Annotated in this window: 24 protein-coding genes; 10 read left to right on the top strand and 14 right to left on the bottom strand. The window is 62.3% G+C overall.

What is annotated here, in order from left to right; translation table 11 throughout:
* Window positions 1-85: 85 nt before the first annotated feature.
* A complete protein-coding gene (locus tag V6M87_RS11250) occupies window positions 86-1,309 on the top strand; it encodes a 6-phosphofructokinase (RefSeq protein WP_332876706.1) in 1,224 nt (407 codons plus the stop codon).
* 69 nt (window positions 1,310-1,378) lie between these two features.
* On the opposite strand, the gene purM is transcribed toward V6M87_RS11250, so the two are convergent.
* Window positions 1,379-2,422: a phosphoribosylformylglycinamidine cyclo-ligase gene (gene purM / locus V6M87_RS11245; protein ID WP_332876705.1), complete on the bottom strand. Its 1,044-nt coding sequence runs from the start codon at window positions 2,420-2,422 to the stop codon at window positions 1,379-1,381.
* A gap of 103 nt (window positions 2,423-2,525) precedes the next feature.
* On the opposite strand from purM, the gene V6M87_RS11240 reads away from it, so the two are divergent.
* The 8 genes from V6M87_RS11240 (at window position 2,526) to V6M87_RS11205 (ending at window position 9,945) form a co-directional block, all read left to right on the top strand.
* Complete coding sequence (locus V6M87_RS11240) at window positions 2,526-3,608, top strand: AI-2E family transporter (RefSeq protein ID WP_332876704.1); 1,083 nt, start codon at window positions 2,526-2,528, stop codon at window positions 3,606-3,608.
* 33 nt (window positions 3,609-3,641) lie between these two features.
* The gene (gene hda / locus V6M87_RS11235) at window positions 3,642-4,322 is read left to right on the top strand and encodes a DnaA regulatory inactivator Hda (protein WP_332876703.1); all 681 of its coding nucleotides are present in this window, start codon (window positions 3,642-3,644) and stop codon (window positions 4,320-4,322) included.
* Entirely contained in the window at window positions 4,319-4,993 is a 675-nt protein-coding gene (locus V6M87_RS11230) for an HAD family hydrolase (protein ID WP_332876702.1), read from the top strand. Before hda ends, V6M87_RS11230 begins: the two co-directional genes overlap by 4 nt.
* Entirely contained in the window at window positions 4,986-6,401 is a 1,416-nt protein-coding gene (gene pcnB, locus V6M87_RS11225) for a polynucleotide adenylyltransferase PcnB (RefSeq protein ID WP_332876701.1), read from the top strand. The genes V6M87_RS11230 and pcnB overlap by 8 nt, the downstream gene beginning before the upstream one ends.
* Window positions 6,398-6,871, top strand: a complete 474-nt coding sequence (folK, locus tag V6M87_RS11220) for a 2-amino-4-hydroxy-6-hydroxymethyldihydropteridine diphosphokinase (protein WP_332876700.1) — start codon at window positions 6,398-6,400, stop codon at window positions 6,869-6,871. The genes pcnB and folK overlap by 4 nt, the downstream gene beginning before the upstream one ends.
* Before the next feature lie 98 nt (window positions 6,872-6,969).
* Window positions 6,970-7,836, top strand: a complete 867-nt coding sequence (gene panB / locus V6M87_RS11215) for a 3-methyl-2-oxobutanoate hydroxymethyltransferase (RefSeq protein WP_442920574.1) — start codon at window positions 6,970-6,972, stop codon at window positions 7,834-7,836.
* Window positions 7,837-7,842: 6 nt separating this feature from the next.
* On the top strand, window positions 7,843-8,358 hold the full coding sequence (thpR, locus tag V6M87_RS11210; protein ID WP_332876699.1) for an RNA 2',3'-cyclic phosphodiesterase: 516 nt from the start codon (window positions 7,843-7,845) through the stop codon (window positions 8,356-8,358).
* A gap of 123 nt (window positions 8,359-8,481) precedes the next feature.
* Window positions 8,482-9,945, top strand: coding sequence for a sodium:solute symporter family protein (locus tag V6M87_RS11205; RefSeq protein ID WP_332876698.1), 1,464 nt, complete (start codon window positions 8,482-8,484; stop codon window positions 9,943-9,945).
* A gap of 102 nt (window positions 9,946-10,047) precedes the next feature.
* Here the strand turns inward: V6M87_RS11205 and V6M87_RS11200 are convergent, their stop codons facing one another.
* From V6M87_RS11200 to V6M87_RS11190, 3 genes are all read right to left on the bottom strand, one after another.
* Window positions 10,048-11,454 (bottom strand): aspartate aminotransferase family protein, encoded by a 1,407-nt coding sequence (locus tag V6M87_RS11200; protein WP_332876730.1) that lies wholly within the window; start codon window positions 11,452-11,454, stop codon window positions 10,048-10,050.
* Between the two features lie 63 nt (window positions 11,455-11,517).
* On the bottom strand, window positions 11,518-12,888 hold the full coding sequence (locus V6M87_RS11195; RefSeq protein WP_332876697.1) for a glutamine synthetase family protein: 1,371 nt from the start codon (window positions 12,886-12,888) through the stop codon (window positions 11,518-11,520).
* A 16-nt stretch (window positions 12,889-12,904) separates the two neighbouring features.
* A complete protein-coding gene (locus V6M87_RS11190; RefSeq protein WP_332876696.1) occupies window positions 12,905-13,669 on the bottom strand; it encodes a gamma-glutamyl-gamma-aminobutyrate hydrolase family protein in 765 nt (254 codons plus the stop codon).
* 145 nt (window positions 13,670-13,814) lie between these two features.
* On the opposite strand from V6M87_RS11190, the gene V6M87_RS11185 reads away from it, so the two are divergent.
* Window positions 13,815-15,269 (top strand): NAD-dependent succinate-semialdehyde dehydrogenase, encoded by a 1,455-nt coding sequence (locus tag V6M87_RS11185; RefSeq protein ID WP_332876729.1) that lies wholly within the window; start codon window positions 13,815-13,817, stop codon window positions 15,267-15,269.
* Window positions 15,270-15,401: 132 nt separating this feature from the next.
* Here the strand turns inward: V6M87_RS11185 and V6M87_RS11180 are convergent, their stop codons facing one another.
* The 10 genes from V6M87_RS11180 to tssE form a co-directional block, all read right to left on the bottom strand.
* Window positions 15,402-15,785: a nucleotide pyrophosphohydrolase gene (locus V6M87_RS11180; RefSeq protein WP_332876695.1), complete on the bottom strand. Its 384-nt coding sequence runs from the start codon at window positions 15,783-15,785 to the stop codon at window positions 15,402-15,404.
* A gap of 37 nt (window positions 15,786-15,822) precedes the next feature.
* Window positions 15,823-16,530 (bottom strand): carbonate dehydratase, encoded by a 708-nt coding sequence (can, locus tag V6M87_RS11175; RefSeq protein WP_332876694.1) that lies wholly within the window; start codon window positions 16,528-16,530, stop codon window positions 15,823-15,825.
* 71 nt (window positions 16,531-16,601) lie between these two features.
* Window positions 16,602-16,757 (bottom strand): hypothetical protein, encoded by a 156-nt coding sequence (locus tag V6M87_RS11170; protein WP_332876693.1) that lies wholly within the window; start codon window positions 16,755-16,757, stop codon window positions 16,602-16,604.
* A 6-nt stretch (window positions 16,758-16,763) separates the two neighbouring features.
* The gene (locus V6M87_RS11165) at window positions 16,764-17,030 is read right to left on the bottom strand and encodes a PAAR domain-containing protein (RefSeq protein WP_332876692.1); all 267 of its coding nucleotides are present in this window, start codon (window positions 17,028-17,030) and stop codon (window positions 16,764-16,766) included.
* 147 nt (window positions 17,031-17,177) lie between these two features.
* The gene (locus V6M87_RS11160; RefSeq protein WP_332876691.1) at window positions 17,178-18,272 is read right to left on the bottom strand and encodes a T6SS immunity protein Tli4 family protein; all 1,095 of its coding nucleotides are present in this window, start codon (window positions 18,270-18,272) and stop codon (window positions 17,178-17,180) included.
* Entirely contained in the window at window positions 18,272-20,128 is a 1,857-nt protein-coding gene (locus V6M87_RS11155) for an esterase/lipase family protein (protein ID WP_332876690.1), read from the bottom strand. Before V6M87_RS11155 ends, V6M87_RS11160 begins: the two co-directional genes overlap by 1 nt.
* A gap of 10 nt (window positions 20,129-20,138) precedes the next feature.
* Complete coding sequence (locus tag V6M87_RS11150) at window positions 20,139-22,943, bottom strand: type VI secretion system Vgr family protein (protein ID WP_332876689.1); 2,805 nt, start codon at window positions 22,941-22,943, stop codon at window positions 20,139-20,141.
* A gap of 21 nt (window positions 22,944-22,964) precedes the next feature.
* Window positions 22,965-23,987, bottom strand: a complete 1,023-nt coding sequence (gene tssG / locus V6M87_RS11145) for a type VI secretion system baseplate subunit TssG (protein ID WP_332876688.1) — start codon at window positions 23,985-23,987, stop codon at window positions 22,965-22,967.
* On the bottom strand, window positions 23,987-25,834 hold the full coding sequence (gene tssF, locus V6M87_RS11140) for a type VI secretion system baseplate subunit TssF (protein WP_332876687.1): 1,848 nt from the start codon (window positions 25,832-25,834) through the stop codon (window positions 23,987-23,989). Before tssF ends, tssG begins: the two co-directional genes overlap by 1 nt.
* Entirely contained in the window at window positions 25,831-26,322 is a 492-nt protein-coding gene (gene tssE, locus V6M87_RS11135; RefSeq protein WP_332876686.1) for a type VI secretion system baseplate subunit TssE, read from the bottom strand. Before tssE ends, tssF begins: the two co-directional genes overlap by 4 nt.
* Between the last annotated feature and the right edge of the window lie 104 nt (window positions 26,323-26,426).

Raw genomic sequence — 26,426 nt, 5'->3', positions numbered from 1 at the left:
CATTCCCGGGTGCGTGGTGCAAAAAGCGCAGCCGTCGCTGTGCGCTCTGGAGTAAGCTGTGTTCTCCACCAAGGAGACTGCGCCCATGCCGACCAATTCCACCGGAAACGTTTTAGTTGCCCAAGGAGGCGGCCCAACCGCCGTCATCAACCAATCACTGGCCGGCGTGGTGCTGGCGGCGCGGCGCCACCCTGAACTGGGGCGTGTCTACGGCGCCCGCCACGGCGTGCGCGGCATCGTCGACGAAGACTTCATCGACCTCAGTTTTGAAACCAGCGCCAACCTGGAACGGGTCGCCGCCACCCCCTCGTCCGCGCTTGGCTCCACCCGCGACAAGCCCGACGCAGCCTACTGCGCGCGCATTTTCGACGCCCTGCGCGCGCACGACATCCGCCATTTTTTCTACATCGGCGGCAACGATTCGTCCGACACGGTGCGCATCGTCAGCGAGCACGCCCAGGCGGCCAACTACCAGCTGCGCTGCATCCACATCCCGAAGACCATCGACAACGACCTGGTCGGCAGCGACCACACGCCCGGGTTTCCGTCGGCGGCAAAATTTGTCGCGCAAGCGTTTGCCGGCGCCAACCTGGATAACGCGTCCTTACCTGGCGTCTACGTCGGCGTCATCATGGGCCGTCACGCCGGCTTTTTGACGGCCGCCGCCGCGCTCGGGCGCACCTTCCCCGGCGACGGCCCGCACCTGGTCTACCTGCCCGAACGCACCTTCGACATGGCGCACTTCCTGGCCGACGTGCAGACGATGCATGACCGCCACGGCCGCTGCGTCATCGCGGTCTCGGAAGGCATCCACGACGCGTCCGGCAGCGCCATTGCCAGCCTGCTGGCCAGGGAAGTTGAGCGCGACGCGCACGGCAACGTGCAACTGTCCGGCACCGGCGCGCTGGCCGATCTGCTGTGCGACGAAATCAAGGCGGGCCTGGGCATCAAGCGCGTGCGCGGCGACACCTTCGGCTACCTGCAGCGCTCCTTCCTCGGCTGCGTGTCCGAGGTCGACCAGAGAGAGGCGCGCGAGGCTGGCGAGCAGGCGGTGCAGTTCGCCTTATGGGGAGATAGGGATGGTTCGATTGCCATCCAGAGAACGGGCAACTACGCGGTGCAATACGTGCTGCTGCCGCTGGCCGATGTGGCGGGCAAGACCCGGGTCATGGAAGACGCCTTCATCAACGCTGCCGGCAACGACGTCACGCCGGCGTTCCTTGATTATCTGCGTCCGCTGGTCGGCGCAGGCATGGCCGAGACGGCGCGGCTGCGCAGTCCGGCCGTGGCCAGGATCCTGCGCGTGTAGCAACGACGGCAACATGATGCAAATCGGCGCACCAGGCGCCGATTTTTGTATCACTTTACCAACGTTTATTTACACAACGATGGTCGGGTGCTCGCCTTCAACTTGCGCGCGAATCACGCCGATGCGCGACACGCTTTCGCCGGCCGCCTGCAACTGCGCCTGCGCCGCGTCCGCGTTTTCTTTCGACACGATGACGATCATGCCAATACCGCAGTTGAACACGCGGTGCATCTCGGCGTCGGCCACGCCGCCGTGCTGCTGCAGCCAGTGGAACAGCGGCGGCATCGTCCAGGCTTTCGAGTCCAGCTCGGCGGTCAGGCCAGGCTGCAGCACGCGCGGTACGTTTTCGACCAGGCCGCCACCGGTAATGTGGACCATGCCTTTGACTTCCATCGAGGCCATCAGCGCCAGCAGCGGTTTCACGTAGATGCGGGTTGGCTCCATCAGCACGTCCGCCAGTTTGCGGCCGTGGAAATCGCCTTCCAGGTCAGGCTTGGCCACTTCGATGATCTTGCGCACCAGAGAATAGCCGTTCGAGTGCACGCCCGACGAGGCCAGGCCCAGGACGATGTCGCCCGCGGTGATTTTGGTGCCGTCGATGATCTGCGATTTTTCCACCGCGCCCACTGCGAAGCCGGCCAGGTCGTATTCGCCGGCCGGGTACATGCTTGGCATTTCGGCCGTTTCGCCACCGATCAGGGCGCAACCGGCTTGCTCGCAACCTTGCGCGATGCCTTTCACGACCGCCGTCGCGGTCGGCACATCGAGCTTGCCGCAGGCGAAGTAGTCGAGGAAGAACAGTGGCTCGGCGCCCTGCACCAGGATGTCGTTGACGCTCATCGCGACCAGGTCGATGCCGACCGTGTCGTGGCGGTTCAGTTCGAACGCCAGGCGCAGCTTGGTGCCGACGCCGTCGGTGCCGGACACCAGCACCGGCTCCTTGTATTTCTTGCTGATTTCGAACAGCGCGCCGAAGCCGCCGATCCCTTTCAAAACGCCTTCGCGCATGGTGCGCTTGGCGAACGGCTTGATCGCTTCGACCAGGGCATCACCCGCATCGATATCGACACCGGCGTCGCGGTAGGAGAGGGAAACATTAGATGGTTGGCTCATGGTGGCTTTGGCTGCGGAGGCGGTAAAATGAAGGGCGGAGAATCAGTCGGATGCACTGATTAATCCAGTATTTTATCAAACCAGCAGGATCCAACCCGACTTCATGCCATTTCCTTTCACGCCAGAACAAAAACAAACCACTTTCTGGTGCCTGGTATGGCTCGCCTTCTTCGTTTTACTGTACGCCCTCGGGCCGGTCCTGACGCCGTTCATCGCCGCCGCCATCATTGCCTACGCCCTGGGTGGCGGCGTCGATTATTTCTGCCGCCTGCAAATCGGCCGCTGGCGCATGCCGCGCGCGCTGGCCGTGGTCGCCGTGATGATCCTGTTTCTGGCCGCCGCCACCGCGCTGGTGTTGATCGTCATCCCGGTGCTCACCACCGAAATTCCGCTGCTGCAAGCCCAGTTCCCCATGTTCCTCGCCAGGCTCGACGCCCTCCTTTCGCCACGCCTGGCCAGCTACGGCGTCAAGGTCAAGCTCGACGGCAGCGGCATCTGGAGCCTGCTGACCCAGCAAATGGCCGGCAGCGGCGACGAAATCTGGGCCAAGGTGCTGGCCTCGGCGCGCATCGGCGGCAGCGCCCTGCTCGGCTGGGCCGCCACCCTGATCCTGATTCCGGTGGTGTTGTTTTATTTGCTGCTCGACTGGCATCGCCTGCTCGGCCAGATCAGCACTGCCGTGCCGCGCCGCTTCGTCGCGCAGGCGGTCTCGGCCGGGCATGAAGTGAATGTGCTGCTGGCCCAATACCTGCGCGGCCAGTTGCTGGTGATGCTGGTGCTGGCGGCCTACTATTCGGTCGCCCTGTCGATGCTGGGCCTGGACGTGGCGCTGCCGGTCGGCATCCTGACCGGCATCCTGGTGTTCATTCCCTACCTCGGCTTCGGCCTGGGCCTGGCGCTGGCGCTTATTGCCGCCATGCTGCAGTTTCCCGACTGGACCGGGCTGGTCGGGGTGGCTGTCATCTACGGCGCCGGGCAAGTGCTGGAAGGATTTTTCCTCACACCGCGCCTGGTGGGCGAGCGCATTGGCTTGAATCCCCTGGCCGTGATTTTTGCGCTGCTGGCGTTCGGCCAGCTGTTCGGTTTTGTCGGCGTGCTGCTCGCTTTGCCCGCTTCGGCGGTCCTGATGGTCGCGTTTCGACACCTGCGCCACCATTATTTGCGCAGCAGCTTCTATAATGCATGATGCACAAGATTCAATCCCATTGAGAAGCACTCCATGAAACAACTGGTGCTCGATCTCGGCGCCGAACCGGCGCGCAGCCTCGATACGTTCGAGGTGGGGGCCAATGCCGAGCTGGCACACCTGATGCACCAGTTCGCCCAACGCGCCTCGCGTGAACATTTTGCCTACCTGTGGGGCGACTCCGGCGCGGGCAAAACGCATCTGTTGCAGGGCCTGGCCGCCACACCCGGCGCGCGCTACATCGCCGCCGCACAGGCAACCGAGGCCGACTTCGTCTATTCGCCCGATATTTCCCTGTACCTGCTCGACGATTGCCCGAAGCTCAGTCCCGACGCCCAGATCGACGCCTTCGCCCTGTTCAACCAGATCCGCGAACATGGCGCCTACATGGTCAGCACCGGCCCGGTGCCGCCGGTGGTGCTGCCGGTGCGCGAAGATCTGCGTACGCGCATGGGTTGGGGCCTGATTTACCAGATCCACGGCCTGTCCGACGATGAAAAAATTGCCGCGCTGACCCACGCCGCAGAAGCGCGCGGCTTGACGCTCTCGGCCAGCGTGTTACCTTACCTGCTGTCTCATTTCAAGCGCGACATGCGCTCCCTCTCGACCATGCTAGATGCGCTTGACCAGTACTCCCTCGAAACACAACGTCCGGTAACGTTACCGCTGCTGCGCGACCTGCTGCTGCAGGAATCGCAGGAGCCAAAAGCATGACGCGGCTTGCTCTGTTCGACCTCGACCACACGCTGCTGCCGCTCGACTCCGACCACGAATGGGGTGAATTCCTGGTGCGCCACGGCTATATCGACGCCGCCGCATTCAAGCGCCGCAACGACGATTTCTTTGCCCAGTACCAGGCCGGCACGCTCGACCCGGTCGAATACCTCGAATTCGCGCTGGGCACGCTGGCCCAGTACACACGCCCGGAACTCGATGCGATGCACGCGCAGTTCATGGCAGAAGTGATCCTGCCTGCCATCCGTCCCGAGGCGCTGGCGCTGGTGCAGCGCCACCAGGACGCCGGCGACCTGGTGGCGATCATCACCGCCACCAACCGTTTCGTCACCGCGCCGATTGCGCGCGCGTTCAAGGTCGAGCACCTGATCGCCGCCGTGCCGGAAGAAGACGCCAGCGGCCGCCCCACCGGCAAGCTGCTGGGCGTGCCAACGTCGGGCGCGGGCAAGGTGGTGCACATGCACGCCTGGCTGGAAAAGCTGAACCAGCCCTTCGTCTCGTTCGGCACCAGCCATTTCTACAGCGACTCGCACAACGACATCCCGCTGCTGGCCGTCGTGTCGCACCCGATTGCAACCAATCCGAACGCCGTGTTGACCTCGCACGCACAATCCCACGGCTGGCCTTTACTTCACTTATTCAATGATTAAAAAATTCATCCGCAAGATCCTTGGCGTCAAAGAAGACGAGCCGGCCCGCGATCCGACCGAGCCGGATGTGCTGGGGCCGCAAGAACACGGGATTGACCCGCGCCTGCTGTCGCAAAACGCCGTGCGCCTGACCCAGACCTTGCAGGACGCCGGTTTTAAAGCGTTCGTCGTTGGCGGCGCCGTGCGCGACCTGCTGCTGGGCGTGAAACCGAAAGACTTCGACATCGCCACCGATGCCACGCCGGAACAAGTAAAACGCCTGTTCCGGCGCGCATTCATCATCGGCCGCCGGTTCCAGATCGTGCACGTGATGTTCGGCCAGGAACTGCTGGAAGTGACCACCTTCCGCGGCGCCGGCGCCACCAACGCGCCGAAGGATGAACACGGCCGCGTCCTGCGCGACAACAGTTTTGGACCGCAGCATGAAGACGCCATGCGGCGCGATTTCACCATCAACGCCATGTATTACGACCCGGCCACGCAGTCGGTGCTCGATTACCACGGCGGCATTGCCGACATCCGCGACAAGATCCTGCGCATCATCGGCGTGCCCGAAGAGCGCTACCGCGAAGACCCGGTGCGCATGCTGCGCGTGGTGCGTTTCGCGGCCAAGCTGCAATTCCAGATCGAGCCGGACACCCGCGCGCCGATCGCCACCATGGCCGAGCTGATCCACAACGTGCCGGCCGCGCGCGTGTTCGACGAGATGCTCAAGCTCTTGATGAGCGGGCATGCGCTGGCGTGTTTGAAGGAGCTGCGCAATTCGGGCCTGCATCACGGCCTGCTGCCGCTGCTCGACGTGGTGCTGGAACAGCCGATCGGCATGAAGTTCGTCACGCTGGCGCTGGCATCGACCGATGCGCGCATCAACGCCGGCAAAACCGTCTCGCCCGGCTTTTTGTTCGCCTCGCTCCTGTGGCACGAGACGCTGCAAAAATGGGACCAGTACAAGGCCGGCGGCGAATCGTCGATTCCTGCACTGCACCTGGCGGCCGACGACGTGCTGGAAGACCAGACCGAAAAGCTGGCGCTGCAACGCCGCATCGGCTCCGACATGCGCGACATCTGGGCCATGCAGCCGCGCTTCGAGCGCCGCACCGGCAAGGCGCCGTACAAATTGCTGGAACATCCACGCTTCCGCGCCGGGTATGACTTCATGCTGCTGCGCTGCGCGTCGGGCGAGCTCGAGGCTGGCGTGGGCGAGTGGTGGACCGCGTTTTACGAAGGCGAAGCGAATGACCGTGAGCGCCTGATCACGACGCCCATCACTGCCCCGGCGGCGCCGGCCAAGGCCAAGCGTCCGCCGCGGCGTGCGCCGCGCAACCGGGCCGACATCCCGGAAGTCGACCAGGGCCCGTCCGGCGCCAGCGCCGAATTCCGCTCGGGTGCGAAACTGTCCGACGAATGATTGCCTACGTCGGCATCGGCGCCAACCTGGGCGACGCGCGCGCCAATGTCGACGATGCCGTGGCGCGCCTGGGGCTGTTGCCCGATAGCCGGCTGCTGCGCACGTCGCCGTATTACCGCAGCGCGCCCATCGATTCGTCGGGCGACGATTACGTCAATGCCGTCGTCTCGATCGACACGCGTTTGACTGCATCCGACCTGCTGGCAGCCCTGCACACCATCGAAGCTGAACACGGCCGCGAGCGGCCGTACCGGAATGCGCCGCGCACGCTGGACCTCGATTTGCTGCTGTATGGGGAGCAGGTCATCGCGACCGCTACCTTGACCGTGCCGCATCCGCGCATGCTGGAACGCGCATTCGTGCTACGCCCGCTGCTCGATATTGCGCCGGCCATTGCGGTGCCGGGGCATGGGCGGGCGGCGGCGTTTTTCTCCAGCGTGGGGCAACAGGTCATCGAGCGGCTCGACTAAAACGTCATCCCGACGCAAGTCGGGACCCATTGTGAGCGCGATTTCACCGGGCGCATTACACTACCGCCGTCGCAAACATTTGAAATAAAAGGATAAAGATGAGCGGATACCTGGGTGGCAAGGACATGGCCAGCACCGAGCCAACGAAAGTAGCACCCGTGCAGACGGCCCAGCCGAAAGCGGTCACGATCGGCACGCTGCAAGCGCTGCGCGCCAGCGGGCAGAAAATCACCATGCTGACCTGCTACGACGCCAGCTTCGCGTCGCTGATGGACCGCTGCGGCGTGGAAATCCTGCTGATCGGTGATTCGCTCGGCATGGTCTGCGCCGGGCATACCTCGACCTTGCCGGTGACGGTCGCCGAAGTGGCGTACCACACCGCGTCCGTCGCGCGCGGCAACAAGAATGCGCTGGTGCTGGCCGATATGCCGTTCGGCAGCTACGGCACGCCGGAAGCGGCGCTGAACAACGCCGTGCAGCTGATGCAGGCCGGCGCCCACATGGTGAAAATCGAAGGCGGCGCCTGGCTGGCCGAAACCATCCGCTTCCTGGCCGAGCGCGCGGTGCCGGTGTGCGCCCACATCGGCCTGACGCCCCAGTTCGTCCACCAGTTGGGCGGCTACAAAGTGCAGGGCAAAACCATCGAAAGCGCCGAGCAGCTGAAACAGGACGCCCTGGCGCTGCAGGCGGCCGGTGCGGCGCTCGTGCTGATGGAAGCCATTCCCGCCAAGCTGGGCAAAGAAGTGACGGACCTGTTATCCGTGCCAACCATCGGCATCGGGGCCGGTCCCGACTGCACCGGTCAGGTGTTGGTCATGCACGATCTGCTGGGTGTATTCCCGGGACGCAAGGCGCGATTCGTGAAGAATTTCATGGACGGGCAAACCAGCATCGACGCGGCGATTTCCGCCTACGTCGGCGCGGTGAAAGACGGCAGCTTCCCGGCGCTCGAACACTGCTTCTGACCGATCATGCAGAGCGAACCCGACACCGCCCGGCTGTTCGTGACGCTCTGGCCCGATGACACGGTGCGCGCTGCGCTGCGGGCGTACCGTAACCAGTGGCAGTGGCCGCGTTCCGCCGCTGCCATGCACAGCGACAAGCTGCACCTGACGCTGCACTTTCTCGGCAGCCAGCCGCGTGCGCTGATTCCGCAACTGGCGCAGGCGCTGGCGCTGCCGTTCACACCGTTTGGACTGGACTTCGGCCACGCTGAAGTCTGGCGCCACGGTTCCGCCGTGCTGGAACCGCTGGCGATGCCGGGCGCGCTGATGGATCTGCACGATGACCTCGGCCAGGCACTCGCCGGCCTCGGCGTCACGCTCGAGGATCGACCATTTCGCCCCCACGTCACCATGGGCCGCCACGCCAGCGGCGCCATTGCGCCGCTGGCGCCTGCACACATCAGCTGGCCGGTCGGCGGCTACGCCCTGGTCGAATCGAAACCCGAGCACGGCGGCTATGTCGTGCTGCGCGCCTATTTTTGATGCATTCGCGTGCGTGGCGCGCCCGCATCACCTGTGCGGCAATGTTGGCAAAATCACTCCGAGCAGCAGTTTCTCCCGCTATAATCGCCCGATTTCCTTGTATCAACCTGGAGCCTGCCCCCGATGAATGCCACCCTGATTACTTTCGTCGTGTTGTACCTGCTGGGCACGCTCGGACTGGGTCTATGGGCCGGCACCCGCATCAAGAACACCAGCGATTTCGCCATTGCCGGTCGCAGCCTGCCGTTGATCATGGTGATCACGACGACGTTTGCCACCTGGTTCGGCGCCGAGACGGTGATGGGCATCCCGGCCAAGTTCATCCAGGGCGGCCTGGGCGCGCTGGTTGAAGACCCGTTCGGCGCCGGCATGTGCCTCATCTTGGTGGGCATGTTCTTCGCGACCAAGCTGTACAAGTTAAACCTGCTGACCATCGGCGACTATTACCGCGAGCGTTACGGCAAGGGCATTGAAGTTTTCTGCTCAGTGGCGATCATTCTCAGTTACCTGGGCTGGGTGGCGGCGCAGATCACCGCGCTGGGCCTGGTGTTTTCCGTGTTGACGGGCGGCGCCATGTCGGAAACGATGGGCATGATCGTCGGCACGATGGCCGTGCTGATCTACGTGGTGGTGGGCGGTTTTCTCGCCGTGGCGATCACCGATTTTATCCAGATGATCGTGCTGGTCATCGGCCTGTCGATCATCGCGTTTTTTGCCGCCGACCTGGCCGGCGGCGCCGGACCCGTGCTGGCCATGGCGAGCAAGGCCGATTTGTGGAAAATCCTGCCGCCGGCCAATTTTACCGATATCGCCATGTTCATCGGCGCCGGCGTGACGATGATGTTTGGCAGCATTCCGCAGCAGGACGTCTACCAGCGCGTGATGTCAGCCAAAAACGCGCCGACCGCGCGCGCGGGCGCCGTGATCGGCGGGGTCAGCTATATCCTGTTTGCCTTCGTGCCGATGTTCATCGTGGCCTGCGCCGTGATCGTCATGGGCGACAGCGCAATGGCACTGGCCAAGGACGATTACCAGCGCCTGCTGCCGACCTTCATCATGACCAAAATGCCACTGACGATGCAGATCCTGTTCTTCGGCGCGCTGCTTTCCGCTATCAAAAGCACGTCCTCGGCCACCTTGCTGGCGCCGTCGACCAGCTTTGTGGAAAACATCCTGAAAAACCTGCGGCCCGACATGAACGACAGGCAGTCGCTGTTTGCCATGCGCTGCACGATCGTGGTGTTTGCGTTGCTGGTGCTGGCGTATGCGATTGCGATGAAGGGGACCTCGATTTATGAGCTGGTATCGTCGGCGTATCAGGTCACGCTGGTGGGCGCCTTCGTGCCGCTGGTGACCGGCTTGTACTGGAAGCGCGCCACCACCCAGGGGGCGATCCTGTCGGTGGCGCTGGGCGTGGGGGTGTGGATTGTTTATTTCCCGCAGATCAGCACGTTTGGGACGGTGTTTCCGGGGCAGCTGGCGGGACTGGTGGCGGCGTTTATCGGGATGGTCGTGGGGTCGCTGGCGCCGCAGGTGCTCAAAAATCGGCATGACAAGGGGTCGGTGATTGTTGGCAGCGCGTCTTGAATTGACTGGTTATGGGTCCCGACTTGCGTCGGGATGACGGTTTTAAAGCCAACACACATAAGACCGTCACCCCGGCGCACGCCGGGGCCCATGCTGAGCTCGCTACAACATGCCCCGTGCTTTCACCTCGGCCAAGGTCAAATCCAGCGCATTCCGAATCCGCCCCGCCATCTCGTCGATCTGCGCACAGGTCATCACCAGCGGCGGCGCAACAATCATCCGCTCGCCAACCGCGCGCATCACGACGCCGCAATCGAACATGTGACCGCGGCAAATCATGCCCACGCCCAGCTTGGCATCGAACGGGACATTGTCATGCACCGTGGCGCCCTTCACGCGCACCAGGTTCAGGCCGGCCACCATGCCCAGGCTGTCGGCATACCCGACCAAAGGATGCGTCGCCAGCGCCGCAAACGCGCCTTTCAGATAGGGCCCGGTTGCGCCGGCCACCCGTTCGATCAGCTGTTCATCCACCAGGATCCGGATGTTTTCCAGCGCCGCCGCGCACGCCACCGGATGGCCGGAATACGTGAACCCATGGTTGAATTCGCCGCCTTGTTGAATCAGCACATCGGCCACGCGGTCGCCCACCAGCACGCCGCCGAGCGGCACATAACCTGACGTCACGCCTTTGGCAAAGGCAATCAAATCCGGCCGGATGCCCAGTACGGTCGAACCAAACCACGCCCCCAGGCGGCCAAAGCCGCAGATGACTTCGTCGGCGATCAGCAAGATGCCGTACTTGTCGCAAATACGCTGGATTTCCGGCCAATAGGTGGCTGGCGGAATAATCACGCCACCGGCGCCCTGCACCGGTTCTCCGATGAAGGCGGCGACATTCTCCGGCCCCAGTTCGCGGATCTTGTCTTCCAGCCAGCCGGCCGCATGGACGCCGAACTGGTCCTGCGTCATGCCCTGCCCTGCGTGCACATAATCGGGCTGGCCGATGTGGACGATGCCGCCCAATACGGTGCCCATCTGCGCATGCATGCCAGCCATGCCGCCCAGCGACGCCCCGGCAATCGTGCTGCCGTGATACGCGTTGACGCGGCTGATGATGGTCTGGCGCGCGGGCTGGTCCTGCAAATGCCAGTAACGCCGCACCATGCGCACGATGGTGTCGTTCGCTTCCGAGCCGGAACCGGTATAAAACACCTTGTTGAAGCCGGGCGGCGCCAGTGCCGTCAGGGTTGCCGCCAGTTCGATCGCCGGCACATTGCTGGTGTGGAAAAAGCTGTTGTAGAACGGCAGCGTGTCCATCTGCTTTGCCACCGCCTGGGTGATGCTGGTGCGGCCATAACCCACGTTCACGCACCACAGGCCCGACATGCCGTCGAGGATCTGTTTATTTTCGGAATCCCAGATATAAATGCCGTCGCCGCGCACGATGACGCGCGCGCCCTTCTCCAGAAAACCGGTGTGGTCACTGAACGGGTGGAGGAAGTGCGCGGCGTCGGCAGCTTGCAGGGCCGCGGTGTCGAAGCTGGCGTGGACGCCGGTAGAAATCATTTCTGGCACAGCAAGCGCTGCACTGGAGGAAGGCGGTGCCATGATAAAACTCCTGTAGGAAGGTTAAACGTGCAGCAGCAAGTGCTCACGCTCCCAGGGACTGATGACGGTCATGAATTCCTGGTGCTCCAGGTCCTTGATTGCAGCATACACATCGATAAATCGTTCGCCCAGCACCGTGCGCAGCTTGTCCTCGTTGCGCAACAGGTGCAGCGCTTCGGGCAAGCCCTGCGGCAGTTCGAACGGATGCTCGTAGGCGCTGCCGGCCGAAATGGGCGTCGGCTCGAGCGCCTCGGTCATGCCGAGGTAGCCGCAGGCCAGCGTCACCGCCAGGGCCAGGTAGGGATTGGCGTCGGCGCCGATGATGCGGTTCTCCACGCGACGGTCCTGCGAACCGGATACCGGCACCCGAAAGCCCACCGTGCGGTTGTCGACACCCCATTGCAGGTTGATCGGCGCGGCGGTATGACGCACGATGCGGCGGTACGAGTTCACATACGGCGCAATGATGGCCATGGCCGACGGCATGTATTTCTGCAGGCCGCCGATGTAGTGATTGAAGATCGGGGCCGGCGAGCCGTCATCTTTGCTGAAAATGTTCAGGCCGGTGGTGGCGTCGACCACGCTCTGGTGCACGTGCATGGCTGACCCCGGCTCGCCGGCCATTGGCTTCGCCATGAAGGTGGCGTACATATCGTGCTTGAGCGCCGCTTCGCGCAGCGTGCGCTTGAAGAAGAACACCTTGTCGGCCAGGCCGAGCGGGTCGCCGTGCTGGAAATTGATTTCCATCTGGCCGGCGCCGATTTCGTGAATCAGCGTGTCGACGTCCAGGTTCATCAGCTCGCAGTAATCGTAAATGTCTTCGAACAATGGATCGAATTCATTGACGGCGTCGATGCTGTAGACCTGGCGGCTGGTTTCGGCGCGGCCACTGCGGCCGATCGGCGGGCGCAATGGTAAATCCGGGTCGATGTTCTTGGCGGTCAGGTAAAACTCGAGTTCGGGCGCCACCACCGGCTTCCAGCCTTTATCTGCATACAGTTTCAATACGCGCCGCAGCACCGTGCGCGGGGCGAAGTCGACCATTTTGCCGTCGGCAAAGTAGCAGTCGTGAATCACCTGCGCGGTGGGGTCGACCGCCCACGGCACCATCGTGATGGTGGTCGGGTCGGCTTTCAGGATCATGTCGCGGTCGATGCTGGAGATGGCGCGGTCGTAGGCGTCGTCGTGGGTCGGATAGTTGCCGGTCACGGTCATGCCGAGCACGGCCTCCGGGATACGCATGCCGCGTTCCTGGGTAAATTTACCGCGCGGCAGGATTTTGCCACGCGCCACGCCGGTCAAATCGGGGACCAGGCATTCGATTTCCGTCACGCGCTTGGCATTGAGCCATTCGTCCATGTCGGTGTAGGTAAAATTTTCGCGGATTGCCATAATCGTTACTCTCTTGTTATAGGTTAGCCAGGGCCATGCGTTGTGCGTGATGGGCGCGGCAAGCGTCGCCGAAGGCGCCGAACATCTTCATCGAATGCGGGTTCTCGGCAATGCGCCATTCGGGATGCCATTGCAGCGCCAGCGTAAAGCCGGGGGCATCGGCCACCGAAAACGCTTCGACCAGACCGTCATCGGCGGTCGCTTCCATGCGCAGGCCGGGCGCCAGCGCATCGATGCCCTGCCCGTGCAGCGAATTGACGCGAATGCTGGTCAGCGCCAGCACCTGCTCCAGCACCCCGCCGGGCAGGATGTTGACCGCGTGGGCGTCGCCGTACTGGTCGTCCATCGACAGGGCGGCGTTCTCGCGGTGGTCCATCTTGCCGGCCACTGACTGCACGGCCTGCAGCAGGCTGCCACCCAGCGCCACATTCATTTCCTGGAACCCGCGGCAAATCGCCAGGATCGGAATCCCGCGTGCCACGGCGGCCCGGATCAGCGGCAAGGTGGTCAGGTCGCGCGCCGGATCTTGCGGCAGGGACGGGTCGAGCACCTCTTGCGAGTAGTAGCTCGGGTGCACATTCGACGCCGAACCGGTCAGCATGATGCCGTCGATGGTGCCGAGTACCGTCTCCAGGTCGAGCGCTGCGCCCAGCGAGGGCAGGATCATCGGTGCGCAGTCGGCGCCGATGACGACCGCGTCGACATATTTATATTGCGCTGCATGATAAGGGTGCTCGCCGAAGTCGCGGGTGCAGGCTGGAACGATGACTGTTGGACGCATGGCTACCTCTTGTAGATGGTTGCTTGATGCCAAGATCATAAGCCTATTTGTGCTGACATGCCCACACGTCAGCCTCGGCCAGCATACGGCATCTTGCAAAAAGGTCTAGGATATTGCATCGATATCGACCGAACATGAGGACATGATGCTGAACCTGAAAGACCCAACCCTGCTGCGCCACCAGGCGTTTATCGACGGCGAATGGTGCGACGCGCAAGACGCGAACACGGTTCACGTCATCAACCCGGCCACTGGCTTTGACCTGGGCACCGTGCCGCACATGGGCGCCGAGGAAACCAGACGCGCGATTGCCGCGGCCGCTGCCGCCTGGCCGGCCTGGCGCAAGAAACTGGCGAAGGAACGCGCCGCCATCCTGCGCAAGTGGAACGACCTGATGCTGGAAAACGCCGACGACCTGGCGGCCATCATGACGGCCGAGCAAGGCAAACCGCTGGCGGAAGCCAAGGGCGAAATCGCCTACGCCGCATCGTTCCTGGAATGGTTCGGCGAAGAAGCCAAGCGCATCGCCGGCGACACGCTCGAGTCGCCCGCACGCGGCAGCCGCATCGTCGTCACGCGCGAGCCGATCGGCGTGTGCGCGGCCATCACACCGTGGAATTTTCCGGCGGCGATGATCACCCGCAAAGTCGGTCCGGCGCTGGCGGCTGGTTGCCCGATCGTGTTGAAGCCGGCCGAGCTGACGCCGTTTTCGGCCTACGCGCTGGCCGTGCTGGCCGAACGCGCGGGCGTGCCGAAAGGCGTGTTCAACGTCATCACGGGCGACTCGAAATCCATCGGCGCCGAGATGTGTGCCAATCCGACCGTGCGCAAACTGAGCTTTACCGGCTCGACGGCCGTCGGCCGCATCCTGATGGAGCAGTGCGCGCCGACCATTAAAAAACTGTCGCTCGAACTGGGCGGCAATGCGCCGTTCATCGTGTTCGATGATGCCGATCTCGATGCCGCCGTCGAAGGCGCGCTGGCATCGAAATACCGCAACAACGGCCAGACCTGCGTGTGCGCGAATCGCCTGTATGTGCAGGACGGTGTGTATGAACAGTTTGCCGACAAGCTGGTGGCAGCCGTGTCCAAACTGAAGGTGGGCGATGGCACCGGGGCGGGTATCAATATGGGGCCGCTGATCGAAGAGAAGGCCGTCAAGAAGGTCGAGGAGCATATTGCCGATGCGCTGGCCAAGGGCGCGACGCTGGCGCTGGGCGGCAAGCGCCATGCGCTGGGGCACAGCTTTTTCGAGCCGACCGTGTTGACGGGCGTGACCTCGAACATGCTGGTCGCGCGCGAAGAAACCTTCGGGCCGCTGGCGCCGCTGTTCCGTTTTAAAACCGAAGAAGAAGTGATCGCCATGGCCAATGACACCGAGTTCGGGCTGGCGGCATATTTCTATGCGCGCGATATCGGGCGGGTGTGGCGCGTGGCCGAGGCAATTGAATCGGGGATGGTGGGCGTGAACACCGGGCTGATTTCGAACGAGGTGGCGCCGTTTGGTGGCGTGAAACAGTCGGGACTAGGGCGCGAAGGATCGAAGTACGGGATGGAGGATTACCTCGTCATCAAGTACATCATGATGAGCGGGATTTAACGACGTTTGCGATCACCTCCGCGCTAAAAGCCGTCACCCTCGCGCAGGCGAGGGCCCATAGCCTGCGTCCGAAGTCGCATCGTATGGGTCCCCGCCTCCGCGCGGATGACGTCAAGAAGGATGGTGTTGAAACTACGAGTCCGACTTCGGAATCGACTTGTACTCGTGATACTTGCGCGCATCGCCGCGCACCAGATCGGCTGGATACTTTGCCCGGTTGAGCACCATCTTCTCCTGCACCGCCGCCACCAGATCGACGTCGAGTTTATCGGCCAGCCGCACCAGGTACACCAGCACATCGGCCATCTCGTGCCGCACCTGCACCAGTTTCTCCGGCCCGAGTTCGTCCATCCGTCCGTCGCGCAGCCACTGAAAATGCTCCAGCAACTCCGCTGCCTCGACCGACAGCGCCGCCGACAAGTTTTTGGGCGTATGAAACTGGTCCCAATCGCGCTCGTCGACAAACACGCGCACCAGGTCGCGCAGCTGGTCAAATTCTCCGCTTTCTTGCGTCACTGTGAAACTCCGGTGGTCATGCGCGTTCTGGCTGTCGTTAGCGGCCGCTGAAGATGCCTGCTTCGCCCGCAAGGCCCACTTTGACCTTGTAGGCCAGCAAGCGCGCTTCGAGCTTGGACGCGATTTCATCGTGGCTGCTGACCGTCATCCCCAGGTCGCGCAACAAGCCGTCCGACAGGCCGTACACCCAGCTATGGATGGTCAGTTCCTGCCCGCGCTCCCAGGCGTCGCGCACGACGGTGGTCTGGGCCACGTTGATGACCTGCTCGGCCACGTTCAGCTCGCATAGGCGATCGGCGCGGGCCGGAATGTCGACCACTTCGCCGAGGTAGCGATCATATTTGTGCGCCACATCCTGCACGTGGCGCAGCCAGTTGTCGGCAAGGCCCACGCGGCGGCCGGTCATTGCGGCGTGCACGCCTGAGCAGCCGTAGTGGCCGCAGACGATCACGTGTTTAACTTTCAACACGTCCACGGCGAACTGCAGCACGGTCAGCGCATTCAGGTCGGAGTGCACCACCACGTTGGCGATATTCCGATGCACAAACAGCTCGCCCGGCGCCATGCCGAGCAATTCATTGGCGGGAACGCGGCTGTCCGAGCAGCCGATCCACAGGTATTCGGGGGCCTGCTGTGAGGCCAGCGATTTGAAAAAATCCGGGTTTTCCGCAACCATGGTTGCGGCCCACTCACGGTTGCGGGCAAATAATTCTTCGGCCGTCAGGCCAGTGCTTTTAGTATCCATGCCGACAGTTTATCTTAAACTTCAGGCGCATCAAGAAAACCACGGAGGCTCGCGGCGACGTCAGTGCCTGTTCAAATTGTCGAAACCAGTTTCGCGCCACAGACTGTCACGTCGCTGTGGTAGGCGACTTTGGTGTCGTGATGGCGCTGCTCGTAGAACAGCACCAGGGTATGCGACGGCGTGGCGTTTGGACAGGTACACAACACGCTCGTCATCGGCGCGGACATGCCGTATTACGAAATCGAAAAGCACGAATATGTCGACTGCAGAACCGCCCCACAGCTTGTTGTATCGCCTTCATAGGCGACAGCCTTGCCGTCGATGCGGTGCCGCGCGTTGCCGGTGGCAATCGTGCAATTCGTATGCCCCCGCACCGGACAAATGACCTTGTCGCCCACCACGGCCATCGGTTTGCCGCCCGCCTTGACGCTGGTCGCGCAGCAATCGACAACCAGTCCACCGTGCGACGTAGGGTCGCCCAAACGGATAACGTTGGCCATGCAGTCTCCTTGATCGCGTGTGTGACACCGTGATGGTCAGTGCCGTTGCGTACACCTGACGGCACCGTTCAGTGATACAGCCCCATCGCGTTCTGCCGGCAGCATGACTGCCTTTACCGCGTTTCTGCCGACGAATGGGGGAACCGACTATTTTTTGGCGCTTATCACAGGCGTCGTCGGTCGCGCGCGAATTGAGCCGGTCAAACGATCCCAAATCGCGATCGCTTCGTTGTCGGTCACGCTGGGTGGCCTGGCTTTTGTCGCATTGCCGGACACACCCGTATCGAGCTGGACATCGGCGACGGGCAGCAGGATATCGTTGGCGGCACCCATTGCATAGAACACAAACTGGTGGGTCGCGAAACCGCCTTTTTCGGCGGGCATACGGGCCAATGCTTCTTCACCGATCCAGTCCCCCATCTGGCGCGGTGCGCGCCGCAAGAACTTGATGCGCTGGTACAGTTCGCCCTTGCCCGCCTGAATCGCGTTCTGCTCCGCCCCCTTTAACCGGAATTCCAGTTTTGAGTACTCGTCCGGCTCGTCGCCGTTTTTCAGGGTGCTGATCGATAAATGCACATCCGGCAATTCGGCCAGCCGAACCCCCATGGAGATGTTTTCAAAAGTCGGGTTGAGACTGATAAAGCCACCTTCAAGGCAGATGCCGCGCTCCAAAGGAATGTCGTTTTCTGCACGGAAGCGTAGTTGACTTCCAAAATACCCAGCTTTAGCAACTCTCTTTTTGACTGCTGCTGTATCCGGAAGACTATTGGACTCAAACACAAATAGATCCGACCCTACAGGAACGTATGAGGAAAGACGATAGCTGTCGTCACCCGCACCTATAAAAGTTTTTTGGCCAGGAACGCCGTCATTTAAAACTTGACCGTACAGAGACCCTGGCTTGTTCATATCTTTATAAAGGAAATCTTCTTTTTCGAGTTTCAACACTTGCTTGGCGATATGCTTGTCGGCCATGCTGGCCTCGCCAGGAAAGTGGCCGATCTCGAAATCGACCGTCATGCGTCCGAAGACGACGGTCGCCGTCTCGGGTACATCGATGACGAAACGGCCGAAACATACAGGCTTGATTTTCGCAAAAATTTTTTCCACACGCGCAGATTGCGTAGTCATATTGGCCCTTTTGAGATTGTCAGGTGCGCGGGGAGCGGCGCCTGCAAGCGACGCGCCGATCAAGGCAGTGCAGGTGAGTGCAAAAAAACGGGAACGCAGAGCTTGTTTCATTATTTACTCCAGGTCATGGTGCGGGCAATTTGGACGATGCTGTAGAGCGTGCTGCGCAAGGCGCCATTGTCTGAATAACTGGACTGATGTTCATAACCGGTCTGCCTGAAAATGCCTTTGAACTTCCCGCTCGCGTGTTGACTGTCGGCTGAATGGACAGGTACGGTCATGTCACCCGCATCGGTTGCCGGCCGCAAGATCGCGGTGAGCGAATTCGGCACCGAAGGAAGTTTGACGGCCCCCTTTGCTGGGCCGGCGGAAGTGACTGGCCCGGTCAAGTCACTCAGACCGGATGCAGGCGGCAAGATCGAGGTGCGCGAATCAGGCGCCGGGGGCGGTTTGAGCTGACCGGTCGCCGGGCTGATGGGATTCGGCCGCCTGCTCGGATCGGTCAGTGTCAGTTCGCCCTGGAGGCTGTCAACGGACAAACGTAATAGGTCAATCTGCCCAGGCGCGACCGGGAGCGAAATGTCCCACAGCACGTGGCGCCATGCACGACGCGTAAGATCGTTGCCGTAATGCGCATAGCTTTGGTCATGAAATGTATTTTCGATGGCGTTGTGGAAAGCTTTCGCTGCATCCAGCAAGCTGTGTGTTCTGGCTAAGTTTCGGTTTTCCAGGCGAGCTGGATTTAACCACTTCTCGTCATAAACCAGGCCATACCATTTATTTTTAATTTTGTAGATCTCTTTATAGGGGTCACCGTCCTTGGGCAAGCTCAGCAGAATGGAATCCTGATGGCGCACTTGGAGCCATGCATTGCCATAAGCCTGGCTTGGCAAAAGTTCCAGCCCACCCTGCGCATTGCCCAATATGGCGGTAACTTCCGAACCGGTGTTGCCGCACACTTTGGAGCCTATATCCAGCATCCATCCCTCGAATCCACAGCGCATGCGCTTGTAGCTGGCACCAGCGCCTGTGGCTGGCATCACGCCATGCACCATGCCCAGCACCTTCTCCTTTAAGTTCCCCATGTCCGGATGAATCAGCGCCCGCGCCACCAGCCCGCCCATCGAATGCGTGACGATGATGACCTTCTCGCACTGAAAGCCCTGCGCGAGATAGCGCTTGATCAGCGCCTCGATGCGCGTGGCGATTTCCTTTCCAGATTTCTGGTTTGAACGGAGCCAGTTGTAGCCCATCGCGTGCACGGGAAACCAGCAACCCGTTACGGCTTGCCTGAGCATGGGTTCATCGAGTGGCGCCAGATTGAACTCGCGCAGGGCTTGCCAAGTCTGCGGGGATATTCCGAGCATCTCGCTTTTCCACCATGCCGTCGGTTGACCGGGACGGACGTAAGGCTGATTAAGGTGCGCTTCGCACATTTCCAGCAATTCGCGATAGCTGCTGTAATAAACTTCGCCCCAACCGCGCTCGCGTGCCTTCTGTTCGCGAGTCCTGCTGTTTGCCGCCCTCCTGTCGTCGCTCACTAACAGAGGCGTATTGATGCCGACTCCCACATAGTACGAGCCAAGCTTGACGTTATCGTGGCGCTCGTACGACGTTTCGCTTTCATCGCCGGTGGGGTTGGTGATCGGGTCGTAGATATCGACCTCGGTTGTGTCCGGATCGAGTTGCGATTGCCGCCTTGCCGCCGAGGCATTAATTAGCGCTTTTGATTCGGTCTTGTCCTCAGGGCGCCATGCCATATTGTTCGATTTCTTGAGCAGCGCCTGCCGCGCCGCGCTCATGCGCAGATTGGAGCCCATGATGCCGGGCAAGAAAACAATCGGCAGGACTCTTTTCGGCGGTATGACCATGCGCTGTACCAGCTGGTCGGCCTTTGGAGTGCTGTAACCTTCGGCAACTTTGCCGCCTGTTTCAGGTTGGACAGGAAGTGTCGCGCCATGTGCCATGATGGTCCTTTCAGTCGAGCAGTTCGATTTTGTAAGGGGAAAAGGCGGACTGGTCCGTGAAGCGCTCGGTCATCCCTGCGTCATCGCTAACACCTTCGATCACCGCGCCGTCTCCAGTCGTAATCCGGTACTTCCGCTTCGGTGCCGGTTCGCACGAGATCATGTCGACCAGTTGCACCTGCTGGTCATGGTTCATACTCGACACCGGGAGCTTGACGCCCTCCGGCGTCGCGTCGCCGGCGCCCAGCTGGTCGAAGCACGATGCCTTGATGGTGTGCGCCCCGGAACTTTGCTGCGTGATGGCGCCGCCGCCAAAGTCGGCCTGGACGCCCTGCGCCACGACCTTGACCTTCATTGCTTCGATGTCGATGCCTTCACCTGCCACAATCCGGATTTTCTTGGGGCACGTGATCACGATGTCGCCGTCGTGCGCCTCGATGCGCAAGTTGCCAGCGGCCGCCACCAGTTTCATGCCGAGTTTGAAGGCAACCAGATTCAGGCCGCAGGCGGCGCGCAAGAACAGGCTGCGCCCGGCTGAGAGCTGCGTGTCGGCAATGCTGGCGATGTCAATCCGCGTCTTCGCAGCAAGCGCCAGATTGTCGGTGCTGGCAAGCAGCATGCCCGCCTCGGCGCTGGCCGCCACGATCGGCCGTCCGCCAGCCTGCGCTTCACGCGGAGCGACATTCGAGCCACTGTGCCAATTGCGTACAGCGCCGAGAAGTTCGCCAAGCTGCTCGCCTTCGGCCGAGTCAACGCTGTGCGCGGCAGCAGAGTCGGAAAGTTCCTGGGTAACGCTCACCGCGGCCTCGGCACTATCGATCAAGTTTGTGCGCTCTAGTTGCGCAGCCTCGGCATTCGATGCGGACGATGCCGTGAGAAAAATGCCATGACGGGCTCGTAGCGCCACCGCCTGATCGCTGCGCAACTCCGCCCCCTCCCCGCGCGGCTGGCCTGCGCCATCGGCCCGCTCCGTGCTGAGCCACCCGAGATTGAGCGCGCTGGCGCCATGGTCGCTGGCCAGCTGGGCGCTGATCTGTTCGGGCGTGTCGTCCAGGCGCAGCTGGTTGCCGCGCGCGCCGCGCACCTCGCGGCTGCGCAAGCCGGCCAGGTAACGGTTGCCCGGCAAGGCGCCACGCGAACTGAGTGCTGCGGGCATGCCGGCCTGGTTGTACAACTGGCCGACGATCACCGGGCGGTCCGGATCGCTGTCGATGTAGTCAATCAGCACTTCGCTGCCGGCACGGGGCAGGAACACGGCGCCGAACTGGTTGAAACTGCCCGGCCCGTTGCCGGCCCAGGGCATGGCCAGGCGCACCCACGCGGAATCGGTGTCGGTGCCGGAGGCGCCGGCGCCACCGGCATGCTGGTGGTCTACCGCACGCGTACCCGGAAAGCGGATCTTGATGCGGCCAAGGTCGTCGCAGTGAACGGTCTTCCCTTCCGGGCCGACCACGATAGCGCTGTGCAGGCGCGCCGACGGCACGTCCACGCGCGCATCGTAGGGCGGCACGATGCGGATGCTGCGCCGCGAACAGGTGAAGTGAATCCGGAACGGCTGCGCCTCGGTGTCGATCAGTTCGGCAATGCCATTATCCTGCGCGCCATGCCAGCGGCTGCGCGCGAACAGGCGCTCGACGCGCCCGTTGAGCGCTTTGGGCAGGTTGTTGCGCGCCGCAAGTTGGAACGCCGTAACGATGAACTGGCGAGCCTCGTCGTCGTGGCGGTCGATCTCGGGATGGCCGTCGAGCGTGATCCATTCGCCCACGCGCAGGTCGCGCACCGTGCCTTCGCCATGAAAGGATTTAACGGCGTAGTCGTGGCCGGCCATGCGCGCGCTGGTCAAATCGATGTGGTCGGCGTTGGTATCGCCCACATGCGGCGGGTCGATGCGGTAGTCGTTGATGTCGATGGCGATGCGGTTGCCGCGCTGGCCCTGGTCCTGGCGGCTGCGCGCGCCGGCCGCCATGAAGGGGGTTGCCAGCGGGTCGTCGTAATCCCAGCTGAAGCGCGACACGCTGCCGCGCCCCAGCGTGCGTACCGCGCGCCAGGCAGTGACGCTGTCATGTTCCTCGGTGCCGTCGGCGCGGTGGTAGCGCACGGTGCCGGCGGCGTTTTGTGGCAGGCGCAACTGCTCGACGAACAGCACCAGGGTGTGCACCGGCGCGCCGTTGTCGTCATCATCGTCTTCGCCCGGCATGGCGCGCCCGGGTCGCACGAACCAGGCAATGCCGCGCCGCTTGAACAGACGCGTCAGGAAGGCCCAATCGGACTCGTTGTCTTGGCGCGTAAAGGCGCGTTGCGGGAACTGTTGCTGCGCCATTTCGACGGAAAGTTTGTAGTCGAAGGCAGCGGCCAGCAGCGGGCTGCGTTCGCGCCAGCCGGCAAGCACGATGGCGGCAATCTCGATTTCGTTCTTGTCGATGAACACGCGCGTGTTGGCGCCCAGCGCCATCACGCTGGAAAAAGCATCGCGCAAGACCAGCTGGTAGGTGGCCAGGCCGCCGTCGCTCTGGCCGGAAGCAGCTTCCGTGATCAGGCCGCAGACGCCGTGTAGCTCGCCCGTGTCGGTCACCAGTTGCAGCTCGGCCGCCAGTCCAATAAAACTTTTCAGGGGCAGGTCGCTCGAGGCCGACACGCACAAGATCGTGTAGGCGATGCCGCCGCACATCGACTCGGCGCCGTGCACGCGCTGGGGCAGCAAGACGCAATCGGAGATGCCGTCCGGGAAGGCGATCCGCAGGCGCAAGGCGCGGTGCAAGGTGTCGAACTGCTGGCCCGAGAACATCAGGTCGACCAGGTCGTTCATGTTTTCCATCGGTTACTCCAACGTGGCCAGTTAGCGGTTCAGGTCGAATAAAAATTCGCCGCAATCGTCACGCGCGGCACTGCTGAGTAGACAGGTGTCATAGCCGAGACGATTGCCGTGCGGTGCATCAAAGCGCACGGGCAGTACATCGGCTGCGCGCAGAATCAGGTGCAACTCGAAGTGGATGGTCGGCGTCGCAAACAAGGCCAGCAATTGCTTGAGCTGCGCAGCAGCCGCGCCGCCCGGCAGGAAGCGCTCGTAGTCGGCGATCGACAGCGGCCCGATATGCAGGCGCGCACGCGCGTGGCACTCGCGCACGCGCTCACCCAGCACGGCGCCTGCGCTCAGCGTGGCGCACTGCACGCCAAGCATGCACAACTCATTCCGATGCAAGCGGTCGAACGAGCCGACGAATTGCTCGAGCCGGATCGGCAGGTCGAAGTATTCGGTGAGGATACTTTCGATCATGCTGGCCGATACCGGGCGGTGCCGCAGCAGCGCCGCGTAATGCGCGACGACCGTGTCACTGAGAATACCGTCATCGTCACGCGCGGTCTTCTGGCCGGCCAGTGCCAGTTGCATCGGCAAGATGGCCGCGACACCGTCCTCGTCGAAGCGATGCTGCACGCGATGCTTGCAGGCGGCCTGAAAATACAGCGTCATGATCCGGTTATAGAAAATGTCGAAGAACGCGCGGGTGCCTTCATATTTGTCGTGCCGGATCTGGTCGACGATATCGTCCGTGTAAAAGTTCGGCATCATGCCGTTCACGCCGAAGAAGCCGAGAAACGCCGGCGTGAATGTCATTGTCCGCAATTGGCCAGCATCAAACGCCGCTTGCAAGGCGCTGCCGGAAGTAATCGGTGCGTCGCCCATTGCTGCCAGTGCTTCGATCTGGCTCGCCGGGAAATGCATCGACAGGCTGTTACGAAAGCGCACGTGGTGCAGCAAATCGCCGTCACACGCCACGCCGTTTCGGCGCAGCCACAGTTCGATCAGGCGCAGGGCCTGCACCAGGTCGAAGCGCCACGGCGCCTCAAACAGTCGATCCATTACGCCAGATTGGCGGCACAGCTGCGAGGCGCGCATCGGATCAGCTCCTTGCCGGTCGCGTGCGACACGACGGTCAGTTGAATGAAGGTGTTCAGTTGCGCGTAGTGGCCAAGGAAATGGTCGATGACCTGCGCAAACACGTGGATGCCACTCCCAACAAAGGCGGACTCGTCGACCGTCATGCGCACACCCACGCCATGCTGGCGCGCGCCGCCGTGCGCGTCAGGCATCCACGCACGCGCGCTGGTGCGCGCAAAACCGGTCACGCCGCCGATCTGGCGCAGGGTCACGTTCGATTGCGGCAGGTTGTGCAGCATCAGTAATTCGGTGAACGCTTCCAGGTTGACATCGGTCAGCGCCTGCTCGCTGAGGGCGATTTGTGCAATCAGGCGCCACTGCGCGGCCTGGGAAAAGCGGTACGTCGGCGTTGGCTTGCGCAACAATCGCACCGGATGGGGATTGCTGCAATTCTCAAGGCGCAGGTCACCGCCAGCTTGTCCCAGCGGCAGCCGGCTCGGCAAGTCGCGGTTGGTACAGAGCAGCGCGATCGACACCGTGGCCGCCTCCACCGCCAATGGGTCGAACTCGCTGTCGACCAGTGCCAGGCGCATCTCGTGTCCAGGGCTGATCCCGGCCAGCGTCGCATCGCGCCGCATCGTGTAGTAATGGCCCTTGCGACCGCCGGCCATGCCATGCCGCAGAGAATAATACGGATGGAAAATGGTTTGAACCGCGCCCTTGGGGGTATCGCGTACCATCCGCACCGCACTGACACTGTGGATGTCATACGCCGCCGGATGTTCGGCGCAGGCCAGCACGGCATATTCGGCCTTGGTATGGGTCAGATCGACTGGTGAGGCGGCGCGCGGGAACAGGTTGACGATGGGTGTGCAGGCAAGCAGAAAATTTTTCGTCGACAGCGCGCGCAGGATGCGCGCAGCGGACGAATCGGGCGCCACCGAGTCGACAGCCAGACGCAAGCGCACGCGCTGGCCGCCTGCGGGCAAATAGCTGCACAGCAGCGCCATGTCAATATCGAAAAAATTGAATTTCTCGGGACAGGCAAAGTATTCGAGCAGGATGCGATACGCCGGGTGCGACGTGGCCTTGAAGGGAATCACCGCTTCGTCGCTGCGAAAACCAACCGGCGCAAGCGGCACCTGTTCCAGGCGCGTCCAGGGTGCATCGTCAGCGCCCACATTGACATAGGCTGCGAGCGTGTGCATGAACAGCAGGTCGCGCACGCACGCGCGCAAGGACGGTTCGCCATCGATGTACACGCGCAGGGATGGCAGCGCCTGTTGCGCCAGCGTCCGGGTGGCATCGAATCCGCTGACGGTGAGGTCGATCAGCGCCGTGGCCCCGGCCACCATTCGATCGCCATGGTGGCCGGCGTGCACATCTGCACAGCGCACGCTGTCGATACGCACCGGCGCCAGCGTGACCGGATAAACGGTGTCGAACTTGCAGACGACGTCATCTTGCGCGCTCGCATGCAGGCAGGCGCCGCGTGGCACCGTGACAACGCTGGAAAGCGCCTTGGCGTCGGCCGTGCTGGCATCGAAGCGCGCAATCGACGTCGAGGGAAACGGTTGCGTAAAATGTGGGTAGTTCATGCTCAGCAGGCTGCCGGTGAACTGCGGGTAATTGTCATCCAGCAGTTTCAAAATGGTGGCGCCCATCATGACCATGGCGGCAATGATGCGCTGCACGCTGGGATCGCTGCAGTCATTGCCATCGAATCCCAGTACGCCAGCGAGTTGGGGATATTGCTCGATGAATTCGTCCACCATCCGCGCGGTGCTGGCATGCTCCCGTTCGTAATACGGCAGGATGTCGTCGATCATGCCTGCGGCCCCCGCGCCTGACTCACCGAATACTGCAGCGTTGACGGCTGCAGCATGGCGTTGAATTTTACCCGCGCGCGCGCCGCGCCCTTGATGGTCGCGTGGATGACGACATCGAGCCGGTTGGTGGAATCGATGGCTGGTGCAATCGAGGTGAAGACGTCGCCCAGACGCGGTTCAAAACGGTTGATGGTTTCCGTGACATACGCGCAGATGATTTTTTGATCGTCGCTGCTGCCAAGGCACAGCGCAGCAAAATCCATCAGGCCGAAGTTGAGTATGGTCTGGCGACATGCCGTGTAGTTGTCGAGGGTGCTGGCAGGCAGCGCCAGGCGCGTGTTAAACAAATCCTCCAGGTCGCGCGCGATCGAGGCATGTAGCTGGGCAAGGGACTGGGATGGCCGGGTAGACGGGGTGCCATGCGCAGGGGCCTGGCCGGCGGCCATCAAGCGGTCCCAGATGCCGGGCAAGAACAGATCTTTTTTCATGCTTCCTCGCCAGAAGTTGCGCAGCAGCATACGCTGAACCAGAGGCGAGTATCAGGTTATTGAGCAATGGCAATTTGCGACGGATCAATGTCTTTCGTGACGTT

The organism is Massilia sp. S19_KUP03_FR1, assembly GCF_036688685.1.
Taxonomy (GTDB): domain Bacteria; phylum Pseudomonadota; class Gammaproteobacteria; order Burkholderiales; family Burkholderiaceae_D; genus JALYUM01.
This window is presented reverse-complemented; position numbering and strand designations above follow the sequence as displayed.